Here is a 19281-nt window from a genome sequence, read left to right on the forward strand (position 1 = left end):
CTATGCCAAATGAATTTGAACAGGCGGTTGCTGCCCTCCAGCAGGAAGGGGTGATTGCTTATGCGACCGAGGCCGTGTTTGGTCTGGGTTGTGATCCCGACTCCGAGGTGGCGGTGCAGCGACTGCTGGCCATCAAACAGCGTCCGGTTGAGAAGGGGCTGATCCTGATTGCTGCCGACGTGGCGCAATTACAGGATTACATCGATCTGAGCCAGCTTAGCGGTGAGCAACTGGCTCGGGTTGAAGCCAGCTGGCCCGGTCCTTTTACCTGGATCATGCCTGCCCGTGCAACGACGCCGGCCTGGCTGACCGGGCAGTTCGAGACCCTGGCGGTACGCGTGACGGCTCATCCTCAGGTGCAGGCGTTGTGCCGTGCCTTTGGCAAGCCGCTGGTCTCTACCAGCGCCAACCTGACCGGTGAGGAGCCTGCCCGTCGGGTGGCCGATATTGGTGAGCGGCTGGCAAGCAAGTTAGCCTATATCCTGCCCGGTGAAGTGGGTGGTCAAGCCAACCCATCCGAGATCAAGGACGCCCGAACCGGCGCCATTATTCGCCCCTCCTGAGCAGGCGGATACGTCATGATTTGCTATCAATCCGCTGAGCGGTGAGGTCATCGGATTGATTTAACTATAAAAATGGACAGGGCGTTCACGATCCTGCCTGACTGGAGACAAGATGAGCAAACCGGATGTGGCCCAGGTCAAGGCCTTCCTGTTGCAGTTGCAGGACGAGATCTGCCGTGGTCTGGAGCAGGCCGACGGCAGTGGACACTTTGTGGAAGATGCCTGGAGCCGTGAAGGCGGTGGCGGTGGTCGCACCCGCGTGCTGCGCCACGGCGCGGTGATCGAGCAGGGGGGCGTCAACTTCTCCCATGTCTATGGCGATGCCATGCCTGCCTCTGCTACAGCCCATCGGCCCGAGTTGGCCGGTCGCAAGTTCGAGGCGATGGGCGTGTCGCTGGTGATCCATCCGCACAACCCCTATGTGCCGACCAGCCACGCTAACGTCCGTTTCTTCATCGCCGAGAAGGAAGGCGAAGAGCCGATCTGGTGGTTTGGCGGTGGCTTCGATTTGACGCCATTCTATCCATTCGCCGAGGATGTCCAGCACTGGCATCAGGTCTCCCATGATCTCTGCCAGCCGTTTGGTGATGAGATCTACCCCGAGTTCAAATCCTGGTGCGATCGCTACTTCTTCCTCAAGCACCGCAACGAGACGCGAGGGGTGGGTGGTCTCTTCTTTGACGATCTTAATCGCTGGCCTTTTGCCGACTGCTTTGCCTTTATGCAGGCGGTCGGTCGGGGATATCTCGATGCTTACCTGCCGATCATCGAACGACGCAAGGCGCAGACCTATGGCGAGCGGGAGCGGGAGTTCCAGCTCTATCGTCGCGGTCGTTATGTGGAGTTCAATCTGGTGTATGACCGGGGCACCCTGTTCGGGTTGCAGACCGGCGGACGTACCGAGTCGATCCTGATGTCGATGCCACCGCTGGCACGTTGGGAGTATGACTGGCAGCCGGAGGCGGGCACTCCTGAGGCCTTGCTCTACACCGACTATCTCGCGCCGCGAGAGTGGCTGTGACCCGAGGGGCCATGATGGCCCCTTTTAACTGGCCGATATTCGGCTTGTTCCCGAGTGCGAAAACCCGTTAAATCGGAATATTGCCCTCTGATGGAACTCTTTGATGGATCGTTATCTGGTTTTTGGCCACCCGGTGCGCCACAGCAAGTCCCCCTTCATTCACACCCTGTTTGCCAGACAAACCCAGCAAGAACTGGAGTATGGGCTGGCTGAACCCGCCGTCGACGAGTTTGCCCAAGCCCTGCGCACCTTCTTTGACCAAGGGGGAAAGGGATGCAATGTCACCGTTCCCTTCAAGGAGCAGGCATTCACTCTGGTCGATTGCTTGAGCCCGAGGGCCAAGCGGGCGGGCGCGGTCAATACCATCAAGCTGACCGATGATGGCGTGTTGCTGGGGGATAATACCGATGGCGCCGGATTGGTCGCCGATCTCAAGTCCCATGGTGTGACGCTGGCGGATAGCCGGATCCTGCTGCTGGGGGCCGGTGGCGCGGCTCGTGGGGCATTGGCGCCGCTGCTGGCTGAGTTGCCGAGCGAGCTGGTGATCGCCAACCGCACCCACACAAAAGCGCAACAGTTGGCTGCCGAATTCCACGATCTGGGGCCTGTGATTGCCCAGACCTATGAGCAGTTGGCAGGGCCATTCGATCTCGTCATCAACTCTACCTCCGCCAGCCTGCAAGGGGAGCTGCCGCCGTTGGCCCCAGCCCTGATCCACACTGATATTGCCATCTACGACATGATGTATGGCGCCTCGGATACGGCGTTTATCAGTTGGGCCAAGCAGCAGGGGGCACGTCAAACCATGGATGGACTCGGCATGCTGGTGGAGCAGGCCGCCGAAGCGTTTACCGTGTGGCGCGGAATTCGTCCCGGGACTAAACAGGTATTGAGAGAGTTGAAGCGTAACTTGGGGGTGATATGAACCAGGGTATTCTGTTTCCTGATCTGATGGAGTGGCAGGCTGACGAACAGCGGGTGCGTTTTCCTGCCCAGCAGAGGGGGGCGCTGATAGATTGTTACATCAGCCAGCGGCGACTGGAGAAAATGACCGGTCTGGCGCTGACGAGGGAGGATGATATCGTCAGAGCCTTTGAAAGTGTGCGTTTTGACATTGAAGATCTGGCTGAAAAACTCATTGAAGAACAAGAGTTTGCTGAAGATGGTGCTATCTATCTCTGATTTTTTGAAGTTTTTTTGTTTTGTAGCGGAACTACTTTGAAATGGCGCTGACTAACTAGATAGTTGAGGAAGTGCTAGCTAGTCACCTTTATAACTCCCCGGTATTCGTACTGGGGATTTTTTTATCTGCATGAAAGTAAAGGATTTTTCTTAATCTGTAAGTTGTGAAACTAAATTACATAAATTACTTTCACTTTCTGCTGCTTTGCTGTACAGTTGTCTGCGTAGGGTACAGAGGTAAGATGTTCTATCTTTCAGACCTTTTATTTCACGTAATTGAATGTGGCTGAATAGCTGCCCCGATGAGGTTCTCGTCGGGGTGTTTTTTTATGCGCAGCATTTAGAGTAAATGCTTTAAATTGGCGATGAATTTGATAGAATGAGGCTGCTTCTTGAGGAATACCTGTCGTCTGGTACTCAAGATTCAGCTTCTTCCCAATTTTTTGAACTTATTATTTCAGGCTGGATGGCATCACTGTCGTCCGGCCTCATTTTTATCCCTTTCGGTCAGGTCATGTAATTAAATTTCATTTTTGTCTATTTTGGTAATTCTTGTTCGTTTTGAAAGAACAGATTTGAAAACGCTATCAACCCCTCCTTAAGTTAATTTCCATCATGAATTAACGATCTATCTATATGAACTGTAAGCGGTAATGGATATAACTGGGGAGGCGAATGCGGGGTGTTTGTCGTGAGGCAGGTGAAAGCGGCAATCTGAAACCCTTTCAATCAGCGGAGGAGTGCTCCGCCAATTGCAAGGAAAACGAGGAGTGGATTACTCCTCGACAGGTTGCTGTTCGTCAGCGTCCATCAGGTCGGTATCGTCACCACTGACGTACCATTCGGTCAGGGTTTGCGCCAGCTTCTCGACACCGATATGGGTGAGGGAGGAGAACGCTTCAACCTGGATCTGGGAACCAAGGTTGGCAACGGCCTGGCGCACCTTGATCACCTGGTTGTTGCGCGGACCCGGGCTCAGTTTGTCAGCCTTGGTCAGCAACAGCATGACGGGCAACTGACGGTGTGAGCTCCACTCCAGCATGTTCATGTCGGTATCTTTTAGCGGGTGGCGGATGTCCATCAGGATCACCAGACCTTTCAATGACTCACGGCGCTGCAGATACTCTGCCAGTGACTTTTGCCACTTGAGTTTCATTTCCAGCGGAACTTGCGCATAACCATAACCCGGCAAGTCGACCAGACGCTTGCCCGGTTCCAGCTCAAACAGGTTGATCAGCTGGGTACGACCGGGTGTCTTACTGGTGCGCGCCAGGTTCTTGTGTTTGGTTAAGGTGTTCAATGCAGATGACTTACCGGCGTTGGAACGGCCGGAAAACGCGATCTCGACACCCCCATCATTTGGCAGGTGACGGATGTCGGGTGCGCTGGTCACAAAATGCACCTTATTGAAATTCAGAGTTTGTGTATCCAACGTAAATTCCCCATGGAGATAGAGGGTTATAGAGTTACTTTTTTGTAAAATGGTGTAAAATAGCGTCGCTTAAACGCGTTTATTTTAACATGCCTTCAGCGGCATGGGATCTGGAAGCCTAATAACGAAAAGTTGGAACGCCATGAAGAACCTAGTCATTACTCTTGCTCTGATGGTTGGCGTAACGGGGATGGCACAAGCCAAGGGCGATGCCGCTGCGGGACAGACCAAGGCTGCCGTTTGTGCGGCTTGTCATGGACCGGACGGAAACAGCCTGGTTGATATGTACCCCAAAATTGCTGGTCAGCACGCATCATATATCAAAAAGCAGTTAGTTGAACTGAAGGCTGCCGCTTCTGGTCAAATTGGCCGGGTTGCGCCAGTGATGGGGCCGATGGCATTACCTTTGTCGGAACAGGACATGGATGACCTGGCGGCTTATTTCTCCAGCCTGAAGGTTACCCCTGTTGCTGTCCCTGACGATGTTGTCGAAGCGGGCAAGGCACTCTATATGGGTGGTGACATGAGTCGCGGTCTGGCAGCCTGTACGGCTTGCCATGGTCCCCGTGGCTCGGGTGTCGAACAGGCGAAGTATCCCAACCTGTCCGGCCAGCATCCTGCCTATATCAAAGTTCAGCTCACCGCATTCCGTGCCGGGACGCGTGACAACGATCCGAATGGCATGATGCGGGACGTTGCCAAGAAACTGACTGATCAGGATATCGAAGCCCTCTCCAAATATGTGGCGGGTCTGCACTGATATAGTCGATACGGTCGATTTGAGTTGGAACGGGGAGCTTGGGCTCCCCGTTGTTTTTATAGCTTTCAGATAATTCTCGGTTTAATCCCCCCGTTCTGTAAGAGATCTCCCATTCTCAAGGCAGGCCAAGGCTCATAAAATTGCAAAAAAAATTAATTTATACTTATTTATCAATAAGTTGTGTGGTATGTGATGTTTTCGGGCACGTTAAAAACGTTTTGAGTAGATTGAGCCGATTTATAGAGTTGATACAGTAGCTTCAATGGATTCACCCTCAGATTGGGTGGCGGTTTCACAACCGGATGTTGTGAGCAGAGGATGGCTGGCGTGGCAGGATGCCATGGGCTCGGATGAGCTGGCAAAGGATTGAAGGATCAGGATGGTGACCATCTCCGGAGCGGGATGGGGTTGCGGGATGCAGGCTCCCCGGTACGATGGCAGGACGCGGTCGAGACGGGTCAAACAGGCACACGCACATTCAGGAACGACCAATACAAGGTCAGGATGACCACACAACGATATGCTGCGGCGACAAGTTGTCACGGAGAGGACGAAACAGATTGTTTTGCCATTCAGGATGGCGCACGCATGAACATATCAAGGCAGCTTCGGCTGCCTTTTTTCTTTTGGGTCATTAACCCGATTAGCCATTCTGTGTCAAAATACCAGCAATATGCCCAGAGGATACCGATCCTGCGGTGTTCAGTGGCCTGATTGGGCCTGATTGGTGCGGGATCCTGCTCTTGTTCCAGCCTTACTGTTCCTCGCATCGTATCCCACCGGGTGAAATCATCCCGGGTACGGGTCAAACCAGTTATTTTCGGAGTTAGCCATTCATGTCTGCCAAACAACCCACTCGCAAGCCTACTGGCAAGCGCAAAGAATCTGATGTCAGTGCTCAGGAAGGCCGTGAGCGTAAACGGGCTGCCAAGCGCAAGGGCCTGAAGGCTGGTTCTCGTCAGCAAGTTGAACAGCCGAAGAACAAGTCTGGCAACAGCCAGTCCAAAGATCCGCGTATCGGTTCCCGCAAGCCGGTAGTTCTGGTGGTGGATGACAAACAGAAGAAGCCGGCAGCACCCAAGGCGGTGAAAGAGAAGAAGCTGGTGATGACGCCCGAGCAGGAGCTGGCTTCCATCGAAAACGATGACCGCTTGAATGATCTGCTGGATCGTCTGGATGCCGGTGAAACCCTGGAAGCGGCCGAGCAGGCCTGGGTTGATCAGCGTGTCGACCGTTATCAGGAGCTGATGGATGAGCTGGGCATCATCGACAACGACGATGATGAAGATGATGAGCTGCCGTTTGATGATGGCGATGACGCCGAGTTCGACGAGCAGAAACCAGCCTCCGAAGAGGAGTTGTGGGACCGTTTCAACCAGGTCGATTTCAAGCCGGAACCCAAGCCTGAGCCGAAGAAAAAGTGATGAGTGGATGGATGCTGGCCGCCCTGTTGGGCGGCCTGATTTTGTCAGGATTTGCCATCTATGCAGGCATGCTGCTGGCCAGACTGAGGCGACAGCAAGCGATGCAGTGGCAGGCGATTACCGCTCGCAATGAACGAATTCTGGAGAGCGTGCGGGTCATTGCCCATGCGGTGCAGGAGGGGCAGTGCGATTACTCCGAAGGCGCCATTCGGCTGACCAATCTGCTGGATGCGTTGCAGATCAAGGGGGGGCGAGCGTTCGTGGCCGAGTTCCCGGGTCTGTACGGGCTGCATGAGAAGGTGAAAGATATGCCGACTCATGAGGCCAGACGTGCCCTCAAGCGCAATGAAGTGATGAAGATGGATCTCGAACGAAGCGGCTACGAGGCCGAGCTGGAAGCTCAGATCCTCAAGGATGTGGCCCAACTGAAGGATTTTCAGTTAGGTCGGTGAGCCAACAATAACAACAAGAGAGGAAGCGAGCGTGCAAGCAGAACAGATTGTGTGGGATCAGGCCCTGATCGAAAAATATAACTACAGTGGCCCGCGATACACCTCTTATCCCACTGCGCTGGAGTTCAACGAGAGCTTCGGCTATCCGGATTTTGTCCGCGCTGCCGGCCAGTATCCCGAGCGCAATCTGTCGCTCTACGTGCATATCCCTTTCTGTCACAAACTCTGCTACTACTGCGGCTGCAACAAGGTCATTACCCGCCATCAGCACAAGGCTGACGAGTACCTCGACTACCTGGAGCAGGAGATCAAGGCGCAAGCCCCGCTCTTCAAGCATCGTCTGGTTACCCAGCTGCACTGGGGCGGCGGTACACCCACCTATCTGGATGAAGCGCAAACGCGCCGCTTGATGGCCATGCTGCGTGCGCACTTCCATTTCGCCGCAGAGGGGGAGTTCAGCATCGAGGTCGATCCGCGCGAGATCGCCATGACCATGCTGGATGTGCTGCGAGACGTCGGCTTCAACCGCATCAGCCTTGGGGTGCAGGATTTCAACAAGGATGTGCAGGTCGCGGTTAACCGCGAGCAGGACAACGACTTTATTAAAGCCATGTTGGAACGGGCCCGCGAACTCGGTTTCCGCTCGACCAACCTCGACCTTATCTATGGCCTGCCGCATCAGGATCGTGCCAGCTTCCACCATACGCTGGAAGAAGTGCTCAAGACCGATCCGGCGCGCCTCTCCATCTTCAACTATGCCCATCTGCCGAGTCGCTTTGCCGCCCAGCGCAAGTTGAAAGAGGTGGATATGCCTGCTCCGCAGGAGAAACTGGCCATGTTGCAGGACACCATCGCCTTTCTCACTGGTCAGGGTTACCAGTTCATCGGCATGGACCATTTTGCCAAACCCGATGACGAGCTGGCGGTAGCGCAGCGCGAGGGCAAGCTGCACCGCAACTTCCAGGGTTATACCACCCAGGGTGATTGCGATCTGCTGGGGCTGGGTGTCTCTTCCATCAGCATGATCGGTGATGCCTATTCCCAGAACCAGAAAGAGCTCAAGGCCTACTACGCACAGGTTGCAGAGCTGGGTCATGCCCAGTGGAAAGGCTGCTCGCTCAATCAGGATGACCTGATCCGTCGTGAGGTGATCAAGCGGCTCATCTGTGATTTCCGCCTGAACTTTGTCGCTGTCGAGCAGGCGCACGGGCTCAATTTCAGAGAGTATTTTGCCGACGATCTCAAGCTGCTGCAGACCTTCATCAACGATGGATTGGTGCGCATGACAGAAGACGGCCTGGAGGTCTCCTCCACGGGGCAGCTGCTGATCCGCAATATCTGCATGTGCTTCGATGTCTATCTGCGCAACAAGGCGCGCCAGCAGCAGTTCTCTCGCGTGATATAAGCTTGTTTGCCGATTAGAAAACAGATAAGGGCGCCATCGTGGCGCCCCTTTCATATGTATTTTTGCTTAAGCAGCGGGTCGGGAAGGTTCTGGTAAGAAGTCTCTGCGCTGAGGCAAGCAATTGAGAGCCAAGCAAGGGGGCGGTGAAATGCAGATAAAAAGATGGGGGCGACTTGCGTCGCCCCCGGTAGTCGTATCGCTCAGATCCTTGAACGAAGTTGCTCCCTGCAATCCCTGACTGTTTACCTCTTCCTTTAGGTTTCCCCTTCCCAATCCTTTGGGGTGTCCTTTAGCCATCTTGGCCTGACGAGTCATCCTGTCCCGTCGCACTTTCTCCGTCCTGGGAGGTGTCCTTTACCACATCCTGTGGTGAGTCCATTTGCCCAACCCTGGCAGCCAGTCTTCCTGACCGACTTCATTGCGTCCGTGCATGAGTAACTATAAGGATTTTCTAACCGGCTACAACGCCAGATTGGAAAACGTTTTTGTAATTAGCTATTTCGAAAGTGGTGAGTTTCAATTTATTCATTTATAAACAGCTAGTTAATTTTCTCTTCTTCATGTTTTAAGATCTTATCTTCCGATTATCTCGGGGATCTTTTCGGCCGTTGGCTTACATATGGAATGGCAGATCTCTTACACGGCGTTTTGGTTGCTTCAGAAACAGATTTTGCAGTCTGATGATGGTCATTCGAGGTGAGTTGGCGAGACACACAAAGAGCGGCTGAATGGATAAATTATGAGCGCTGGTTGAGTCGCTCATAGATGGTCTGGCGCTCTTCCGGGGTGAGCGAAGAGAAGTAGTGAGTAAAGAGGCGCAGTAACAGGGACTTGTTCATGCCATCCTGCTGGGTCAGATTACCCAGCTCATCGATAGCTGCCGTACTCATGGAGAAGGTCGCTTTTTTATAGCTGGGCTTCAGGTGCTCGCCACTCTCGATAAAGGCGAGTGCCGTCAAGGCTTCATCCCGATGCAGGCTCAACTCAAGGCTGACCACCTTGGGTTTACCTTTAGCGTAGAACTCCGCATCTTCGATAAATTCGTCGACGGTGAACTTCTTCTGGTGATGCAGCTGATGCTTTTTTTTCAGGTCCGCCAAGCCCATCTCATACCCCCACTTTCAGGAACTCTTTGGCGATGGCCCGGATCTCTTCGGCAGATTTGCCATCCGGTTCAATCTCCATCACCGATAGACCTTTTTCCTCACTATCGTCGTAGATGTTGCGGCCATAGGTGATGGAATTCAGTACGTCGACTCCGAACGAGGCACATACCTCTTTGGCCTCCAGAATGCGCTTTACCTGGTTGGGCAGTGAGGGGCACTGGGTCAGCACCACGGCAGCATTGAGCGCAGGATTGACCATCTTGCAGGTGGTGATGAGATCTTCCATATGGGGCAGGGTCTTGAGGTCGCGGCGTTTGGGGCGCAAGGGGATCAGGGCGTGGGTGGCGACAGCCATGGTGGATCGAAGTGCCCGGTTGTCTTGCCCACCGCAATCGACGATGACGTAGTCGTAGCGATTCTTCAGGCTAAGCAGGTCGTTGCGAATATTGCCATAGAGCTGCACGCAGTTGATTTGTGGTAGCTCCGGGTTGTCATTGCGCTCCTGAATCCAGTCAGAGGTGGTGCGCTGCGGGTCGCAATCGACCAGTAACACCTCCCCCTGAAATTGGGATCTGAGGTAGACCGCCAGATTTTGTGCCAGGCAGCTCTTGCCACTCCCCCCCTTCTCTCCACCGACCAACAATATCATGACGTTCCCCTATCCATGAGAAAACCGCTGATTTCAGTATAGGAGGGGCCTGTCTCATCACAAGGCGAGAGGCGTGATGCTCCTCTCGTTGTTTCGACTAGTAATAAACGCTGCCTCCCTGCCAGCGGCAGACATAGTCAGCCAGCATCTGGGGGGCCTTGTCGACATGGCATACCACCATGGGCATGGCAGGGGCTCCTTCAGCCTGACTGAGGGTGGGGAGCGCAGAGAGCAGCAAAGTCGCGAGCAACAGCATGGGTTTCATCTTCATAACAACGCCTTGGTAGTGCCATTCTGGTGTGATCTGGATCACTTTCTGAGTTAAGCCGAAGTTGGCGCCAGCGCAAGGTGAGACGAGTAAACTCAGTTAATGAATAAAGTATCAAAAGGCGCTGTGGTGACAGACAAAGCGGATTGCCAGCCTCGATGCGGGTTTTGTGCATATTAAGTTAAATGTCAAAAATGGGTGGTGGCTTATGTGGCTGAGCCTGATAGGGATGGTATCCATACCATGATCTGGGACAAGAAAAAATTTATGCATTGAATGTGGTCGATGTGCGTATTTATTTCCTCCGCGTCCCACTCATCACGCCAAGGTATTCAATATGCAGTCAATAATATTCAATCATAACTGCGAGCTTGAATTATGTTTATGATTTAAAATGATTTTATTTATTATTGTTTAGTCAAGTAAGTGAGCTTGAATTCATGAGCAATGAATTAAGATGAAATATAGTGAGGTTGTTTTGCGTGATTATGCACTTTTTTCTGGGTTGAAAATGAGCGATTTGCTACTGGAGTCATAGATTGAATGGTGAATATATTCAGTTTCAAGTGAATGTGATCAATGTCTAAGTTTATCGTCACTTGCAGATCTAACCTCTGCCTCGAAAGGCAATGGCAGGATAGATCATAAGCCGATTACCCTACATAAAGAATATCCCGCCTTAGCCGCAAGCATGAATAGAAGGAATCTATTCAATCACTCGCAGGGACCACTGCTAGACGGAATATAATCATGAGCAAATTTTATGTAGGTTCTGAAGTTGGCCAATTGCGCCGTGTCATGTTGCACCGCCCCAACCTCAGTCTGAAGCGTCTGACTCCTTCCAACTGCCAGGATCTGCTGTTCGATGACGTCCTGTCTGTTGAACGTGCCGGTCAGGAGCACGACAAATTCGCTCAGGTACTGCGCGATCAGAATGTCGAAGTTTTCCTGCTGACCAATCTGCTGGCCGAAACTCTGGATGTGCCGGAAGCCAAAACCTGGCTGTTGCAACATCAGGTATCCGACTATCGCCTCGGCTCTTCTTTTGCCAACGATGTGCGCTGCTTCCTGGCTGATATGCCGCACCGCGAACTGGCCCGCATTCTCTCCGGCGGCCTGACTTACTCCGAGATGCCCTACAGCGGCGTCAACATGGTAGTGGGCATGCACGCTCCGACCGACTTCATCATCGAGCCGCTGCCCAACCACCTCTTTACCCGTGACACCTCCTGTTGGGTGTACGGCGGCGTCTCCATCAACCCGATGGCCAAGCCGGCCCGTCGTCGCGAAACCAACCATGTGAAGGCCATCTACCGCTGGCACCCGATGTTTGCCGGACAGGACTTCGTCAAGTACTTCGGTGACGAGGATCGCGACTACGACAACTCCACCATCGAAGGTGGCGATGTACTGGTTGTCGGCCGCGGCGCCGTGCTGATCGGCATGTCCGAGCGCACCACCCCGCAAGGGGTCGAGCACCTGGCTCGCAGCCTGTTCAAACACGGTCAGGCCAAACAGGTCATCGCCATGGAGCTGCCGAAGCACCGCAGCTGCATGCACCTGGATACCGTCATGACTCATATGGATGTCGATACCTTCTCCGTCTATCCGGAAGTGATCCGCAAGGACGTGCAGTGCTGGAGCCTGACTCCGGGCGGCGCGACCGGCATGAACATCAAGGAAGAGGGTTACTTCGTCACCGCTATCGAGAAAGCGTTGGGCGTGGATCAGCTGAAGATCATCACCACTGGCGGTGACAGCTTCGAAGCCGAGCGCGAGCAGTGGAACGATGCCAACAACGTGCTGACCGTACGCCCCGGCGTGGTGGTGGGTTACGAGCGCAATACCTACACCAACGAGAAATATGACAAAGCCGGTATCACAGTTCTCCCCATCCCGGGTGATGAACTGGGCCGTGGCCGCGGCGGTGCCCGCTGCATGAGCTGCCCGATGGAACGCGACAGCATCTGATGAGACGGCGTGGCGCCGGCAGAAGCTGGCGCCACACAGAACCAAACTCGAGATTAACCACTATGAAAAAACCAACTGTCGTCGTCGCTCTGGGTGGCAATGCACTGCTCCGTCGTGGTGAGCCCCTGGAAGCGGATATCCAGCGCAAGAACATCGCAACTGCCGCCAAGACTATTGCCCTGATCGCTCAGGAGTACAACGTGGTGCTGGTGCATGGCAACGGTCCCCAAGTCGGTCTGCTGGCCCTGCAAAACAGTGCCTACACCAAGGTATCCCCCTATCCGCTGGATGTGCTGGGTGCCGAGTCCCAGGGCATGATCGGCTACATGCTGATCCAGGAGCTCAAGAATCTGATGCCGAGCCGCAACGTCACCGCGCTGCTGACTCAGGTGCAGGTCGATCCCAAGGATCCGGCATTCGCCAACCCGACCAAATTTATCGGCCCCGTCTACGAAGAGGCTGAAGCCCGCACCCTGGCAGAAGAGAAGCACTGGGTGGTCAAGGCTGACGGCAAGTTCTTCCGCCGCGTAGTGCCGTCCCCGCTGCCCCAGCGCATCGTTGAAGGTGACGCCATCGAGACTCTGATCGCCCAGGGTCACCTCATCATCTGTACCGGTGGTGGTGGTATCCCGGTGACCTGGAACGGCCAGACCCTGACCGGTATCGAAGCCGTCATCGACAAGGACATGTCTGCCGCCTATCTGGCCAAGCAGATCAAGGCCGACGCCCTGCTGATCCTGACCGATGCCGATGCCGTCTATCTCGATTGGGGCAAACCGACCCAGCGTCCACTGCGAGTCACCAGCCCGAACGAGCTGGCCGGGGTCAAATTCGATGCCGGCTCCATGGGTCCGAAAGTCGAAGCCTCCTGTGAATTTGTCAAAGCGACCGGCGGCATGGTCGGCATCGGCTCTCTGGAAGATGGCCTCGCCATCCTCAAGGGTGAAGCCGGTACCAATATCGTCGCCACCCGCACCGTACATGCGTAATTACCGACATCTGTACTGAGAATGCGTAGTCAACACTACTGCCCGAACTGGTCTGAAACATATATAGAGAGAACTCATCATGGCTTTTAATCTGCGTAACCGTAACTTCCTGAAACTGCTGGACTTCACCCCGCGCGAAATCCAATACATGATCGATCTGGCCATCGACCTGAAGAAAGCCAAATACGGTGGCTACGAGCGCAAGCATCTGGTCGGCAAGAACATCGCCCTGATTTTCGAGAAGACCTCCACCCGTACCCGTTGTGCGTTTGAGGTGGCGGCCTTCGACCAGGGCGCGCAAGTCTCCTACCTTGGCCCAAGCGGTTCCCAAATCGGTCACAAGGAGTCCATGAAGGACACTGCCCGTGTACTGGGCCGTATGTATGACGGTATCGAATACCGCGGCTATGGTCAGGATATCGTGGAAGAGCTGGGCGCCTACGCCGGTGTGCCGGTATGGAACGGCCTGACCAACGAATTCCACCCGACCCAGATCTTGGCCGACTTCATGACCATGCTGGAGCACGGCAAGGGCAAGCGTCTGGATCAAATCAAGTTCGCCTACCTGGGTGATGCCCGCAACAACATGGGTAACTCCCTGATGGTCGGCGCCGCCAAAATGGGCATGGACATCCGTCTGGTCGCGCCGAAAGCCTTCTGGCCGGAAGAGGAGCTGGTTGCCAAGTGCCGCCTGATCGCCGAAGAGACCGGGGCACGCATCACCCTGACCGAAGATGTGAAAGAGGGAGTGCTGGGTGCGGACTTCCTCTACACCGATGTCTGGGTATCCATGGGTGAAGCGAAAGAAGCATGGGATCAGCGCGTCAAACTGATGACCCCGTATCAGGTCAACATGGATGTCATCAACGCCACCAAGAACCCGGATGTGAAGTTCATGCACTGCCTGCCGGCGTTCCACAACGACGAGACCACCTTGGGCAAGGAAGTGGCTGACAAATATGGCATGAAAGGCCTGGAAGTGACCGAGGACGTGTTCGAATCCGAGCACAGCATCGTGTTCGACGAGGCCGAAAACCGGATGCACACCATCAAGGCAGTGATGGTTGCTACGCTGGGCGACTAAGGTCGCAGTAGTGGTGCCGGGGGGCGACCCCCGGCTTTTCGACCATGTGACAGCGGCATAATACCTCTAACCCTACAACCCGCAGCCTGCATGGATACCACACCCACAGAAGGAAGCTGGACCATGACCAAATTCAAGTTCCCGTCAGCCTACACGATACTGTTTGTGCTGATCGCCCTAGTGGCCGCTCTGAGCTGGATAGTACCAGCCGGCAAATACGAGATGACCATGAATGAAGCCCTCGGCAAAGAGGTGCCGGTAGCCGGTACCTACAAGCTGGTAGAGGGTAATCCCCAGGGGATTGTCGATGTGCTGCTGGCGCCGATCGATGGTCTCTACAACCACGATACCTATCAGGCAGGCGCCATCGACGTCTCTCTCTTTATCCTGATCATCGGTGGTTTTCTTGGCATTGTGACCAAGACAGGTGCCATCGATGCCGGTATTGAACGCGTGACCGACCGCCTGCGCGGCCGGGAAGAGTGGATGATCCCGATCCTGATGGCGCTGTTTGCCGCAGGTGGCACCATCTACGGTATGGCCGAAGAGTCCCTGCCTTTTTATGTCATGTTGGTGCCGGTGATGATGGCGGCTCGTTTTGACCCGGTTGTTGCCGCAGCGACCGTATTGCTGGGCGCAGGGATCGGTGTGTTGGGCTCGACTATCAACCCTTTTGCCACTGTTATTGCTGCCAATGCTGCTGGAATCTCCTTCACCGACGGTATCTGGCTGCGGGTCGCCATGCTGGTGATTGGCTGGCTGATCTGTGTGGCCTATGTGATGCGCTACGCCAAGATGGTGCGCAATGATCCGAGCAAATCGCTGGTGGCTGACAAGTGGGAAGAGAATCGTGCCCACTTCCTTGGCAATAAGAGCGACCAGATGCTGGAGTTCACCCTGACCCGTAAAATCGTGCTGGGTATCTTCGTCGCCGCCTTCGCCGTGATGATCTACGGTGTGGCTGTGCTGGGCTGGTGGATGGCGCAGATCTCCGGCGTCTTCCTGGCTGCCGCCATCATAGTCGGTGTCATCTCCCGCATGAGCGAGGAGGAGCTGACCTCCAACTTTATCGATGGTGCCCGCGACCTGCTCGGCGTAGCCCTCATCATCGGTATCGCCCGCGGTATCGTGGTGGTAATGGATAACGGCATGATCACTCACACCATTTTGCATAGTGCAGAGGGGATAGTGACCGGCCTCTCCACCATCGTCTTTATCAACGTGATGTTCGTGCTGGAAGTGGTGCTCTCCTTCCTGGTGCCGTCCTCCTCCGGTCTGGCGGTGCTGACTATGCCGATCATGGCGCCGCTGGCCGACTTCGCCAACGTGGGCCGCGAGCTGGTGGTGACTGCTTACCAGTCAGCCTCCGGTTTGGTGAACCTGGTGACCCCGACCTCCGCCGTGGTTATGGGCGGTCTGGCTATCGCCAAGGTGCCTTATGTTCGTTGGCTGAAGTGGGTGGCTCCGCTGCTCGGTATCCTGACCGTGCTGATAGTGGCCTGCCTGAGTCTCGGGGCTGTGCTCTGATTTAGCTGGCGGATAATAACAATCAAAAAGCGGGAGCCAAGGGCTCCCGCTTTCAGTTGCGGCCTGTCGGGGAAGCAAGAGCCTGTGTGTCTGGAAATGGCAGATATCAAAAAGGCGACCCGCTGGTCGCCTCGATGTATTTGGTGGCAAGCATTAACGAGCTTGCGCCAGCGTGCGCAGTACGGCGGTATGGGCCTGACGGGTGCGGCTGATATGGCGCGGTGCGACCAGCACCACGTCATTGCCTGCAACGGCGCCCATGATCTCGGGATTGGCGTTGCGATCCAGCAGGCGAGCCACCACGGTGGCGGCCCCCGGAGTGGTGTGGATCAGCACCATCTGCTGGTTGTGCACCACTTCGCGCACCATGTCGTGGACAGAGCGGGTGCTGCCGGCGGGTTCCAGCTGCTCGTCGACCAGGGTGTAGACCTTCTTGCCGTTGGCATTCTGGGCCTTGGCCACGCCGAGACGGCGCAGCAGGCGCGAGATGGTGGACTGGCTGATGTCGGCAAAGCCGCGCTCCGACAGCTCGCGGCGGATCTCTTCCTGGGTGCTGTAGCAGTGCTGACCGATGATCCGGCGACAGGCATCCAGCTGGGCCAGATCGGGCTCTTGGGCAACGGGACGACTGAGGGTTTTGACCACGGCGAATTCCTTTGATGATGACCGGAGGTAAACGTGCGATATCTGCTATAGCTGTCTGTTATCAGGCAAAAACACTAATAATGCATCCTCATGCAGATAATGAGATGGTATTGCCATCTTGGGATAGGAAATTATAGCTGACTGGAAATTCGGGGATGTGACAGGGTTCAAAAATGGGCCCTGCTGGGCCCATAAATCTATCAATAACGCTCGCTGACGATGTCCTGAGTGAAGGACTTCTCGCAATATTTGCACTTCATCCGTACCACGCCTTTCACTTCGCGCACCCGGAAGTGGCTGTCCACCGGCTCGTTGTGGGAGATGCAGTTGGAGTTGGGGCAGTGGAACACCCCGGCGATGAACTCCGGCAACTCCAGCTGGTGCTTCTTCACCACATTGAAGTCTTCGATGATGTTGACGGTCGCTTTCGGCGCAAACAGCGCCAGCTGGTTGGCCTGCTGTTCGGTCAGGCAGGTGTTCTCAATCTTGATGAGATCCTTCTTGCCCAGTGCGCCGGATTTCAGGTTGAAGCCGACGGTGATCCGCTCCTGGGTTTCAACCAGCTGGAACAGCTTGAGGATCTTGATGCCCTGGCCAGCGGGGATGTGATCGATGACGGAGCCGTGACGGATGGCTTCGACTTGCAGTTGGTTCTTGTCAGACATGATATTCCCCTAAGCTCAGACAGTTTCGTTCAGTACCAGTGCCAGCAGCGCCTGGCGTGCATAGACCCCGTTCTCCGCCTGCTGGAAGTAGCAAGCGTGGGGAGTCTTGTCGACCGCCACATCGATCTCGTCGACGCGGGGCAGGGGATGCAGGATCTTCATGGTGGGCTTGGCCCCTTCCAGAGTCGCCAGCTCCAGAATGAACTTGGCGGCCATGTGCTTGTATTCGGTCTCGTCGAAGCGCTCTTTCTGGACGCGGGTCATGTAGAGGATGTCCAGCTCTGGCATCACCTCTTCCATGGTCTGGTGGACGCTGAACTGGATGCCCTTCTCTTCCAGCTCTTCGCAGATGTAGTCCGGCATCGCTAGTGCTTCCGGGGAGATGAAGAAGAAGCGGCAGTTGAACAGGCTGAGGGCCTGGGCCAGCGAGTGCACGGTGCGGCCATATTTCAGGTCACCGACGAAGGCGACGTTGAGGTTGTCCAGACGGCCCTGGGTCTCATGGATGGTGAACAGGTCGAGCAGGGTCTGGCTCGGATGCTGGTTGGAGCCGTCGCCGCCGTTGATGACCGGCACGCGGGAGAACTCGGAGGCCAGACGGGCCGCGCCCTCTTTCGGATGGCGCATCACCACCGCATCCGAGTAAGAGCCGATGATCTTGATGGAGTCAGCCAGCGTCTCGCCCTTCTTGGCGCTGGTGTTGCCACCGTCGGCGAAGCCGATGATGTTGCCGCCGAGGCGCTGTACCGCGGTCTCGAACGAGAGGCGGGTGCGGGTGGAGGCTTCGAAGAAGCAGCTGGCAACCAGCTTGTCTTTCAACAGGCTGGTGTCAGGTTCAGCCTTCAACCGTTGTGCGGTTGAGACTACCAGTTCCATTTCTGACCGGGTCAGGTCCGAAATGGAGATGACATGTTTCTTGTAGAGTGGATTGGCCATCGTCTGCATTCCCTTTGACATCATTGGAGGTTTTTCGGGCACAAAAAAAAGCCCCTGAAACAGGGGCTTTTTTAAAAATAACTGGGGATCTTTGGGTCGGGAACCGGAAACAACGGGGCCGCTCTGGTGCGCACCACCCGTCTGCAAGGCTGTTTTCTGAATCAAAAACTGCATCGTTTCGTCCCGACCTTTTTCAAAACCGGACAGATTATAGGGCCGGTTTTTTAATTGTCAAAATTTTATTTATGATGCAAATTTCAGCATGAAAAACGTTTAAGTGGCGGGAACATGACGACAAATCCACACGCTGTGCGTCTCTTGCAGCGATTCCCCATCGCGGGCCATGGCGCGCAAATAACCGAGTCTGTGGTGCCCTTCCAGCAGGCAGTAGGGTTGCGGCAGCGGCTGCCCGTTCGGGTAACTGCACCCCTCGGCGGGCGCCAGCACGATGACCGGCTCGGGCCAGGTGCCTTCGCTCAGCATCTTCTCACCGAGCCAGGATCGACGGACATAGCGATTGCTGCGCAGCATCTCCCCCCAGCGCTCAATCACCTCCATATGGCGTGAGTCCACCTGATCCACCAGTTGCGCGGTGGGCCAGCTTTCACAGGTGAACTGATGGCTGGCGAGATCGATAAAGCTCCAGTTGGACTCAAAACCGCGCCAATGACGGTAAATCCACTGGGAGAGCACATTTTCAGGAATAAAGGGCACCAGCGGCGCGACCCGTTCAAGATAGGCGGGCAGGGACTCTGTTTTGCGTTCATCCCTGAAGTTGAGGGGCGCCAGTTGTTGGAGCAGTCGGTAATTGAGCATAAGGAGCCTCCCGGTACCTGCTTTCACCCTACCCCCATTTATGTCCCATTCCTACCCCGGCAGGGCTGCAAATACAGCAAGTTATCCCGCTTTGCTGCACAAACAACCGCGACTTGTTCGGGATTTGTGCAATCGCATTAAAAGTGTGAAAAAAGCCTTTACCTTTGAAACCCGCTTTGTATACTACGCCTCGTTTGTTGCAGGGGCGTAGTTCCAATTGGTAGAACAGCGGTCTCCAAAACCGATGGTTGCGGGTTCGAGTCCTGCCGCCCCTGCCATTTTAAGAAAGGCCAGCTCATTGAGCTGGCCTTTCGCATTTCCGGCATCCTCCCTTCGTCCTCCTTTTGATTGTTCCACCACTGAAAAGCAGTGAATAACGAGCAACC

General features: G+C 55.1%; 20 protein-coding genes and 1 tRNA gene. 13 read left to right on the forward strand and 8 right to left on the reverse strand.

The annotated features are described in order from the left end of the window. Window positions 1-2: 2 nt before the first annotated feature. The 4 genes from ACRAUW_RS01860 (at window position 3) to ACRAUW_RS01875 (ending at window position 2766) form a co-directional block, all read left to right on the forward strand. On the forward strand, window positions 3-563 hold the full coding sequence (locus tag ACRAUW_RS01860; RefSeq protein ID WP_005357519.1) for a Sua5/YciO/YrdC/YwlC family protein: 561 nt from the start codon (window positions 3-5) through the stop codon (window positions 561-563). Between the two features lie 112 nt (window positions 564-675). After that, window positions 676-1584 (forward strand): oxygen-dependent coproporphyrinogen oxidase, encoded by a 909-nt coding sequence (hemF, locus tag ACRAUW_RS01865; protein WP_431360943.1) that lies wholly within the window; start codon window positions 676-678, stop codon window positions 1582-1584. 103 nt (window positions 1585-1687) lie between these two features. After that, window positions 1688-2509, forward strand: coding sequence for a shikimate dehydrogenase (gene aroE / locus ACRAUW_RS01870; RefSeq protein ID WP_431360944.1), 822 nt, complete (start codon window positions 1688-1690; stop codon window positions 2507-2509). Further along, window positions 2506-2766 (forward strand): DUF1488 domain-containing protein, encoded by a 261-nt coding sequence (locus ACRAUW_RS01875; RefSeq protein ID WP_431360945.1) that lies wholly within the window; start codon window positions 2506-2508, stop codon window positions 2764-2766. The genes aroE and ACRAUW_RS01875 overlap by 4 nt, the downstream gene beginning before the upstream one ends. Window positions 2767-3541: 775 nt before the next feature. Here ACRAUW_RS01875 and yihA read toward each other — a convergent pair. Next, window positions 3542-4198: a ribosome biogenesis GTP-binding protein YihA/YsxC gene (gene yihA, locus ACRAUW_RS01880; RefSeq protein WP_431360946.1), complete on the reverse strand. Its 657-nt coding sequence runs from the start codon at window positions 4196-4198 to the stop codon at window positions 3542-3544. Window positions 4199-4340: 142 nt separating this feature from the next. On the opposite strand from yihA, the gene ACRAUW_RS01885 reads away from it, so the two are divergent. The 4 genes from ACRAUW_RS01885 to hemN all read left to right on the forward strand — a co-directional run bounded on the left by ACRAUW_RS01885 (window position 4341) and on the right by hemN (window position 8239). Then, window positions 4341-4958 carry a c-type cytochrome gene (locus tag ACRAUW_RS01885; RefSeq protein WP_431360947.1) on the forward strand — a complete coding sequence of 206 codons (618 nt, stop codon included), beginning with the start codon at window positions 4341-4343 and terminating at the stop codon, window positions 4956-4958. An 836-nt stretch (window positions 4959-5794) separates the two neighbouring features. After that, complete coding sequence (gene yihI, locus ACRAUW_RS01890; protein ID WP_019445784.1) at window positions 5795-6382, forward strand: Der GTPase-activating protein YihI; 588 nt, start codon at window positions 5795-5797, stop codon at window positions 6380-6382. 11 nt (window positions 6383-6393) lie between these two features. Then, window positions 6394-6834, forward strand: coding sequence for a DUF2489 domain-containing protein (locus ACRAUW_RS01895; RefSeq protein ID WP_431360970.1), 441 nt, complete (start codon window positions 6394-6396; stop codon window positions 6832-6834). A gap of 31 nt (window positions 6835-6865) precedes the next feature. Continuing rightward, window positions 6866-8239 carry an oxygen-independent coproporphyrinogen III oxidase gene (gene hemN, locus ACRAUW_RS01900; protein WP_431360948.1) on the forward strand — a complete coding sequence of 458 codons (1374 nt, stop codon included), beginning with the start codon at window positions 6866-6868 and terminating at the stop codon, window positions 8237-8239. A 737-nt stretch (window positions 8240-8976) separates the two neighbouring features. Here hemN and ACRAUW_RS01905 read toward each other — a convergent pair. The 3 genes from ACRAUW_RS01905 to ACRAUW_RS01915 all read right to left on the reverse strand — a co-directional run bounded on the left by ACRAUW_RS01905 (window position 8977) and on the right by ACRAUW_RS01915 (window position 10265). Further along, window positions 8977-9345 carry a CopG family transcriptional regulator gene (locus tag ACRAUW_RS01905; protein ID WP_431360949.1) on the reverse strand — a complete coding sequence of 123 codons (369 nt, stop codon included), beginning with the start codon at window positions 9343-9345 and terminating at the stop codon, window positions 8977-8979. 1 nt (window position 9346) lies between these two features. After that, window positions 9347-9994, reverse strand: coding sequence for an AAA family ATPase (locus ACRAUW_RS01910; protein WP_431360950.1), 648 nt, complete (start codon window positions 9992-9994; stop codon window positions 9347-9349). 97 nt (window positions 9995-10091) lie between these two features. Then, window positions 10092-10265: a hypothetical protein gene (locus ACRAUW_RS01915; RefSeq protein WP_431360951.1), complete on the reverse strand. Its 174-nt coding sequence runs from the start codon at window positions 10263-10265 to the stop codon at window positions 10092-10094. Between the two features lie 747 nt (window positions 10266-11012). On the opposite strand from ACRAUW_RS01915, the gene arcA reads away from it, so the two are divergent. The 4 genes from arcA (at window position 11013) to ACRAUW_RS01935 (ending at window position 15833) form a co-directional block, all read left to right on the forward strand. Further along, window positions 11013-12233 carry an arginine deiminase gene (gene arcA, locus ACRAUW_RS01920; RefSeq protein ID WP_431360952.1) on the forward strand — a complete coding sequence of 407 codons (1221 nt, stop codon included), beginning with the start codon at window positions 11013-11015 and terminating at the stop codon, window positions 12231-12233. Window positions 12234-12295: 62 nt separating this feature from the next. Further along, window positions 12296-13222: a carbamate kinase gene (gene arcC, locus ACRAUW_RS01925; protein ID WP_431360953.1), complete on the forward strand. Its 927-nt coding sequence runs from the start codon at window positions 12296-12298 to the stop codon at window positions 13220-13222. Between the two features lie 79 nt (window positions 13223-13301). Continuing rightward, a complete protein-coding gene (gene argF / locus ACRAUW_RS01930) occupies window positions 13302-14306 on the forward strand; it encodes an ornithine carbamoyltransferase (protein WP_431360954.1) in 1005 nt (334 codons plus the stop codon). Window positions 14307-14429: 123 nt separating this feature from the next. Then, the gene (locus ACRAUW_RS01935; RefSeq protein ID WP_431360955.1) at window positions 14430-15833 is read left to right on the forward strand and encodes a YfcC family protein; all 1404 of its coding nucleotides are present in this window, start codon (window positions 14430-14432) and stop codon (window positions 15831-15833) included. Between the two features lie 153 nt (window positions 15834-15986). Here ACRAUW_RS01935 and ACRAUW_RS01940 read toward each other — a convergent pair whose 3' ends face one another. The 4 genes from ACRAUW_RS01940 to ACRAUW_RS01955 form a co-directional block, all read right to left on the reverse strand. Then, on the reverse strand, window positions 15987-16478 hold the full coding sequence (locus tag ACRAUW_RS01940; protein ID WP_431360956.1) for an arginine repressor: 492 nt from the start codon (window positions 16476-16478) through the stop codon (window positions 15987-15989). A 200-nt stretch (window positions 16479-16678) separates the two neighbouring features. Further along, window positions 16679-17143, reverse strand: a complete 465-nt coding sequence (gene pyrI, locus ACRAUW_RS01945; RefSeq protein ID WP_431360957.1) for an aspartate carbamoyltransferase regulatory subunit — start codon at window positions 17141-17143, stop codon at window positions 16679-16681. A 15-nt stretch (window positions 17144-17158) separates the two neighbouring features. Next, window positions 17159-18079, reverse strand: coding sequence for an aspartate carbamoyltransferase (pyrB, locus tag ACRAUW_RS01950; RefSeq protein ID WP_431360958.1), 921 nt, complete (start codon window positions 18077-18079; stop codon window positions 17159-17161). Between the two features lie 273 nt (window positions 18080-18352). Next, the gene (locus ACRAUW_RS01955) at window positions 18353-18895 is read right to left on the reverse strand and encodes a hypothetical protein (protein ID WP_431360959.1); all 543 of its coding nucleotides are present in this window, start codon (window positions 18893-18895) and stop codon (window positions 18353-18355) included. Between the two features lie 201 nt (window positions 18896-19096). On the opposite strand from ACRAUW_RS01955, the gene ACRAUW_RS01960 reads away from it, so the two are divergent. Continuing rightward, window positions 19097-19173, forward strand: a tRNA-Trp gene (locus tag ACRAUW_RS01960). Window positions 19174-19281: the final 108 nt, after the last annotated feature.

Source organism: Aeromonas sp., assembly GCF_050633025.1.
Taxonomy (GTDB): domain Bacteria; phylum Pseudomonadota; class Gammaproteobacteria; order Enterobacterales; family Aeromonadaceae; genus Aeromonas.

Excerpts from the sequence above, each read along its gene's own strand:
- ACRAUW_RS01860 (WP_005357519.1), top strand. The coding sequence starts at position 3 with ATGCCAAATGAATTTGAACAGGCGGTTGCTGCCCTCCAGCAGGAAGGG.
- hemF (WP_431360943.1), top strand. The coding sequence starts at position 676 with ATGAGCAAACCGGATGTGGCCCAGGTCAAGGCCTTCCTGTTGCAGTTG.
- aroE (WP_431360944.1), top strand. The coding sequence starts at position 1,688 with ATGGATCGTTATCTGGTTTTTGGCCACCCGGTGCGCCACAGCAAGTCC.
- ACRAUW_RS01875 (WP_431360945.1), top strand. The coding sequence starts at position 2,506 with ATGAACCAGGGTATTCTGTTTCCTGATCTGATGGAGTGGCAGGCTGAC.
- ACRAUW_RS01885 (WP_431360947.1), top strand. The coding sequence starts at position 4,341 with ATGAAGAACCTAGTCATTACTCTTGCTCTGATGGTTGGCGTAACGGGG.
- yihI (WP_019445784.1), top strand. The coding sequence starts at position 5,795 with ATGTCTGCCAAACAACCCACTCGCAAGCCTACTGGCAAGCGCAAAGAA.
- ACRAUW_RS01895 (WP_431360970.1), top strand. The coding sequence starts at position 6,394 with ATGCTGGCCGCCCTGTTGGGCGGCCTGATTTTGTCAGGATTTGCCATC.
- ACRAUW_RS01905 (WP_431360949.1), bottom strand. The coding sequence starts at position 9,345 with ATGGGCTTGGCGGACCTGAAAAAAAAGCATCAGCTGCATCACCAGAAG.
- ACRAUW_RS01910 (WP_431360950.1), bottom strand. The coding sequence starts at position 9,994 with ATGATATTGTTGGTCGGTGGAGAGAAGGGGGGGAGTGGCAAGAGCTGC.
- ACRAUW_RS01915 (WP_431360951.1), bottom strand. The coding sequence starts at position 10,265 with ATGAAGATGAAACCCATGCTGTTGCTCGCGACTTTGCTGCTCTCTGCG.
- arcA (WP_431360952.1), top strand. The coding sequence starts at position 11,013 with ATGAGCAAATTTTATGTAGGTTCTGAAGTTGGCCAATTGCGCCGTGTC.
- arcC (WP_431360953.1), top strand. The coding sequence starts at position 12,296 with ATGAAAAAACCAACTGTCGTCGTCGCTCTGGGTGGCAATGCACTGCTC.
- argF (WP_431360954.1), top strand. The coding sequence starts at position 13,302 with ATGGCTTTTAATCTGCGTAACCGTAACTTCCTGAAACTGCTGGACTTC.
- ACRAUW_RS01935 (WP_431360955.1), top strand. The coding sequence starts at position 14,430 with ATGACCAAATTCAAGTTCCCGTCAGCCTACACGATACTGTTTGTGCTG.
- pyrI (WP_431360957.1), bottom strand. The coding sequence starts at position 17,143 with ATGTCTGACAAGAACCAACTGCAAGTCGAAGCCATCCGTCACGGCTCC.
- pyrB (WP_431360958.1), bottom strand. The coding sequence starts at position 18,079 with ATGGCCAATCCACTCTACAAGAAACATGTCATCTCCATTTCGGACCTG.
- ACRAUW_RS01955 (WP_431360959.1), bottom strand. The coding sequence starts at position 18,895 with ATGCTCAATTACCGACTGCTCCAACAACTGGCGCCCCTCAACTTCAGG.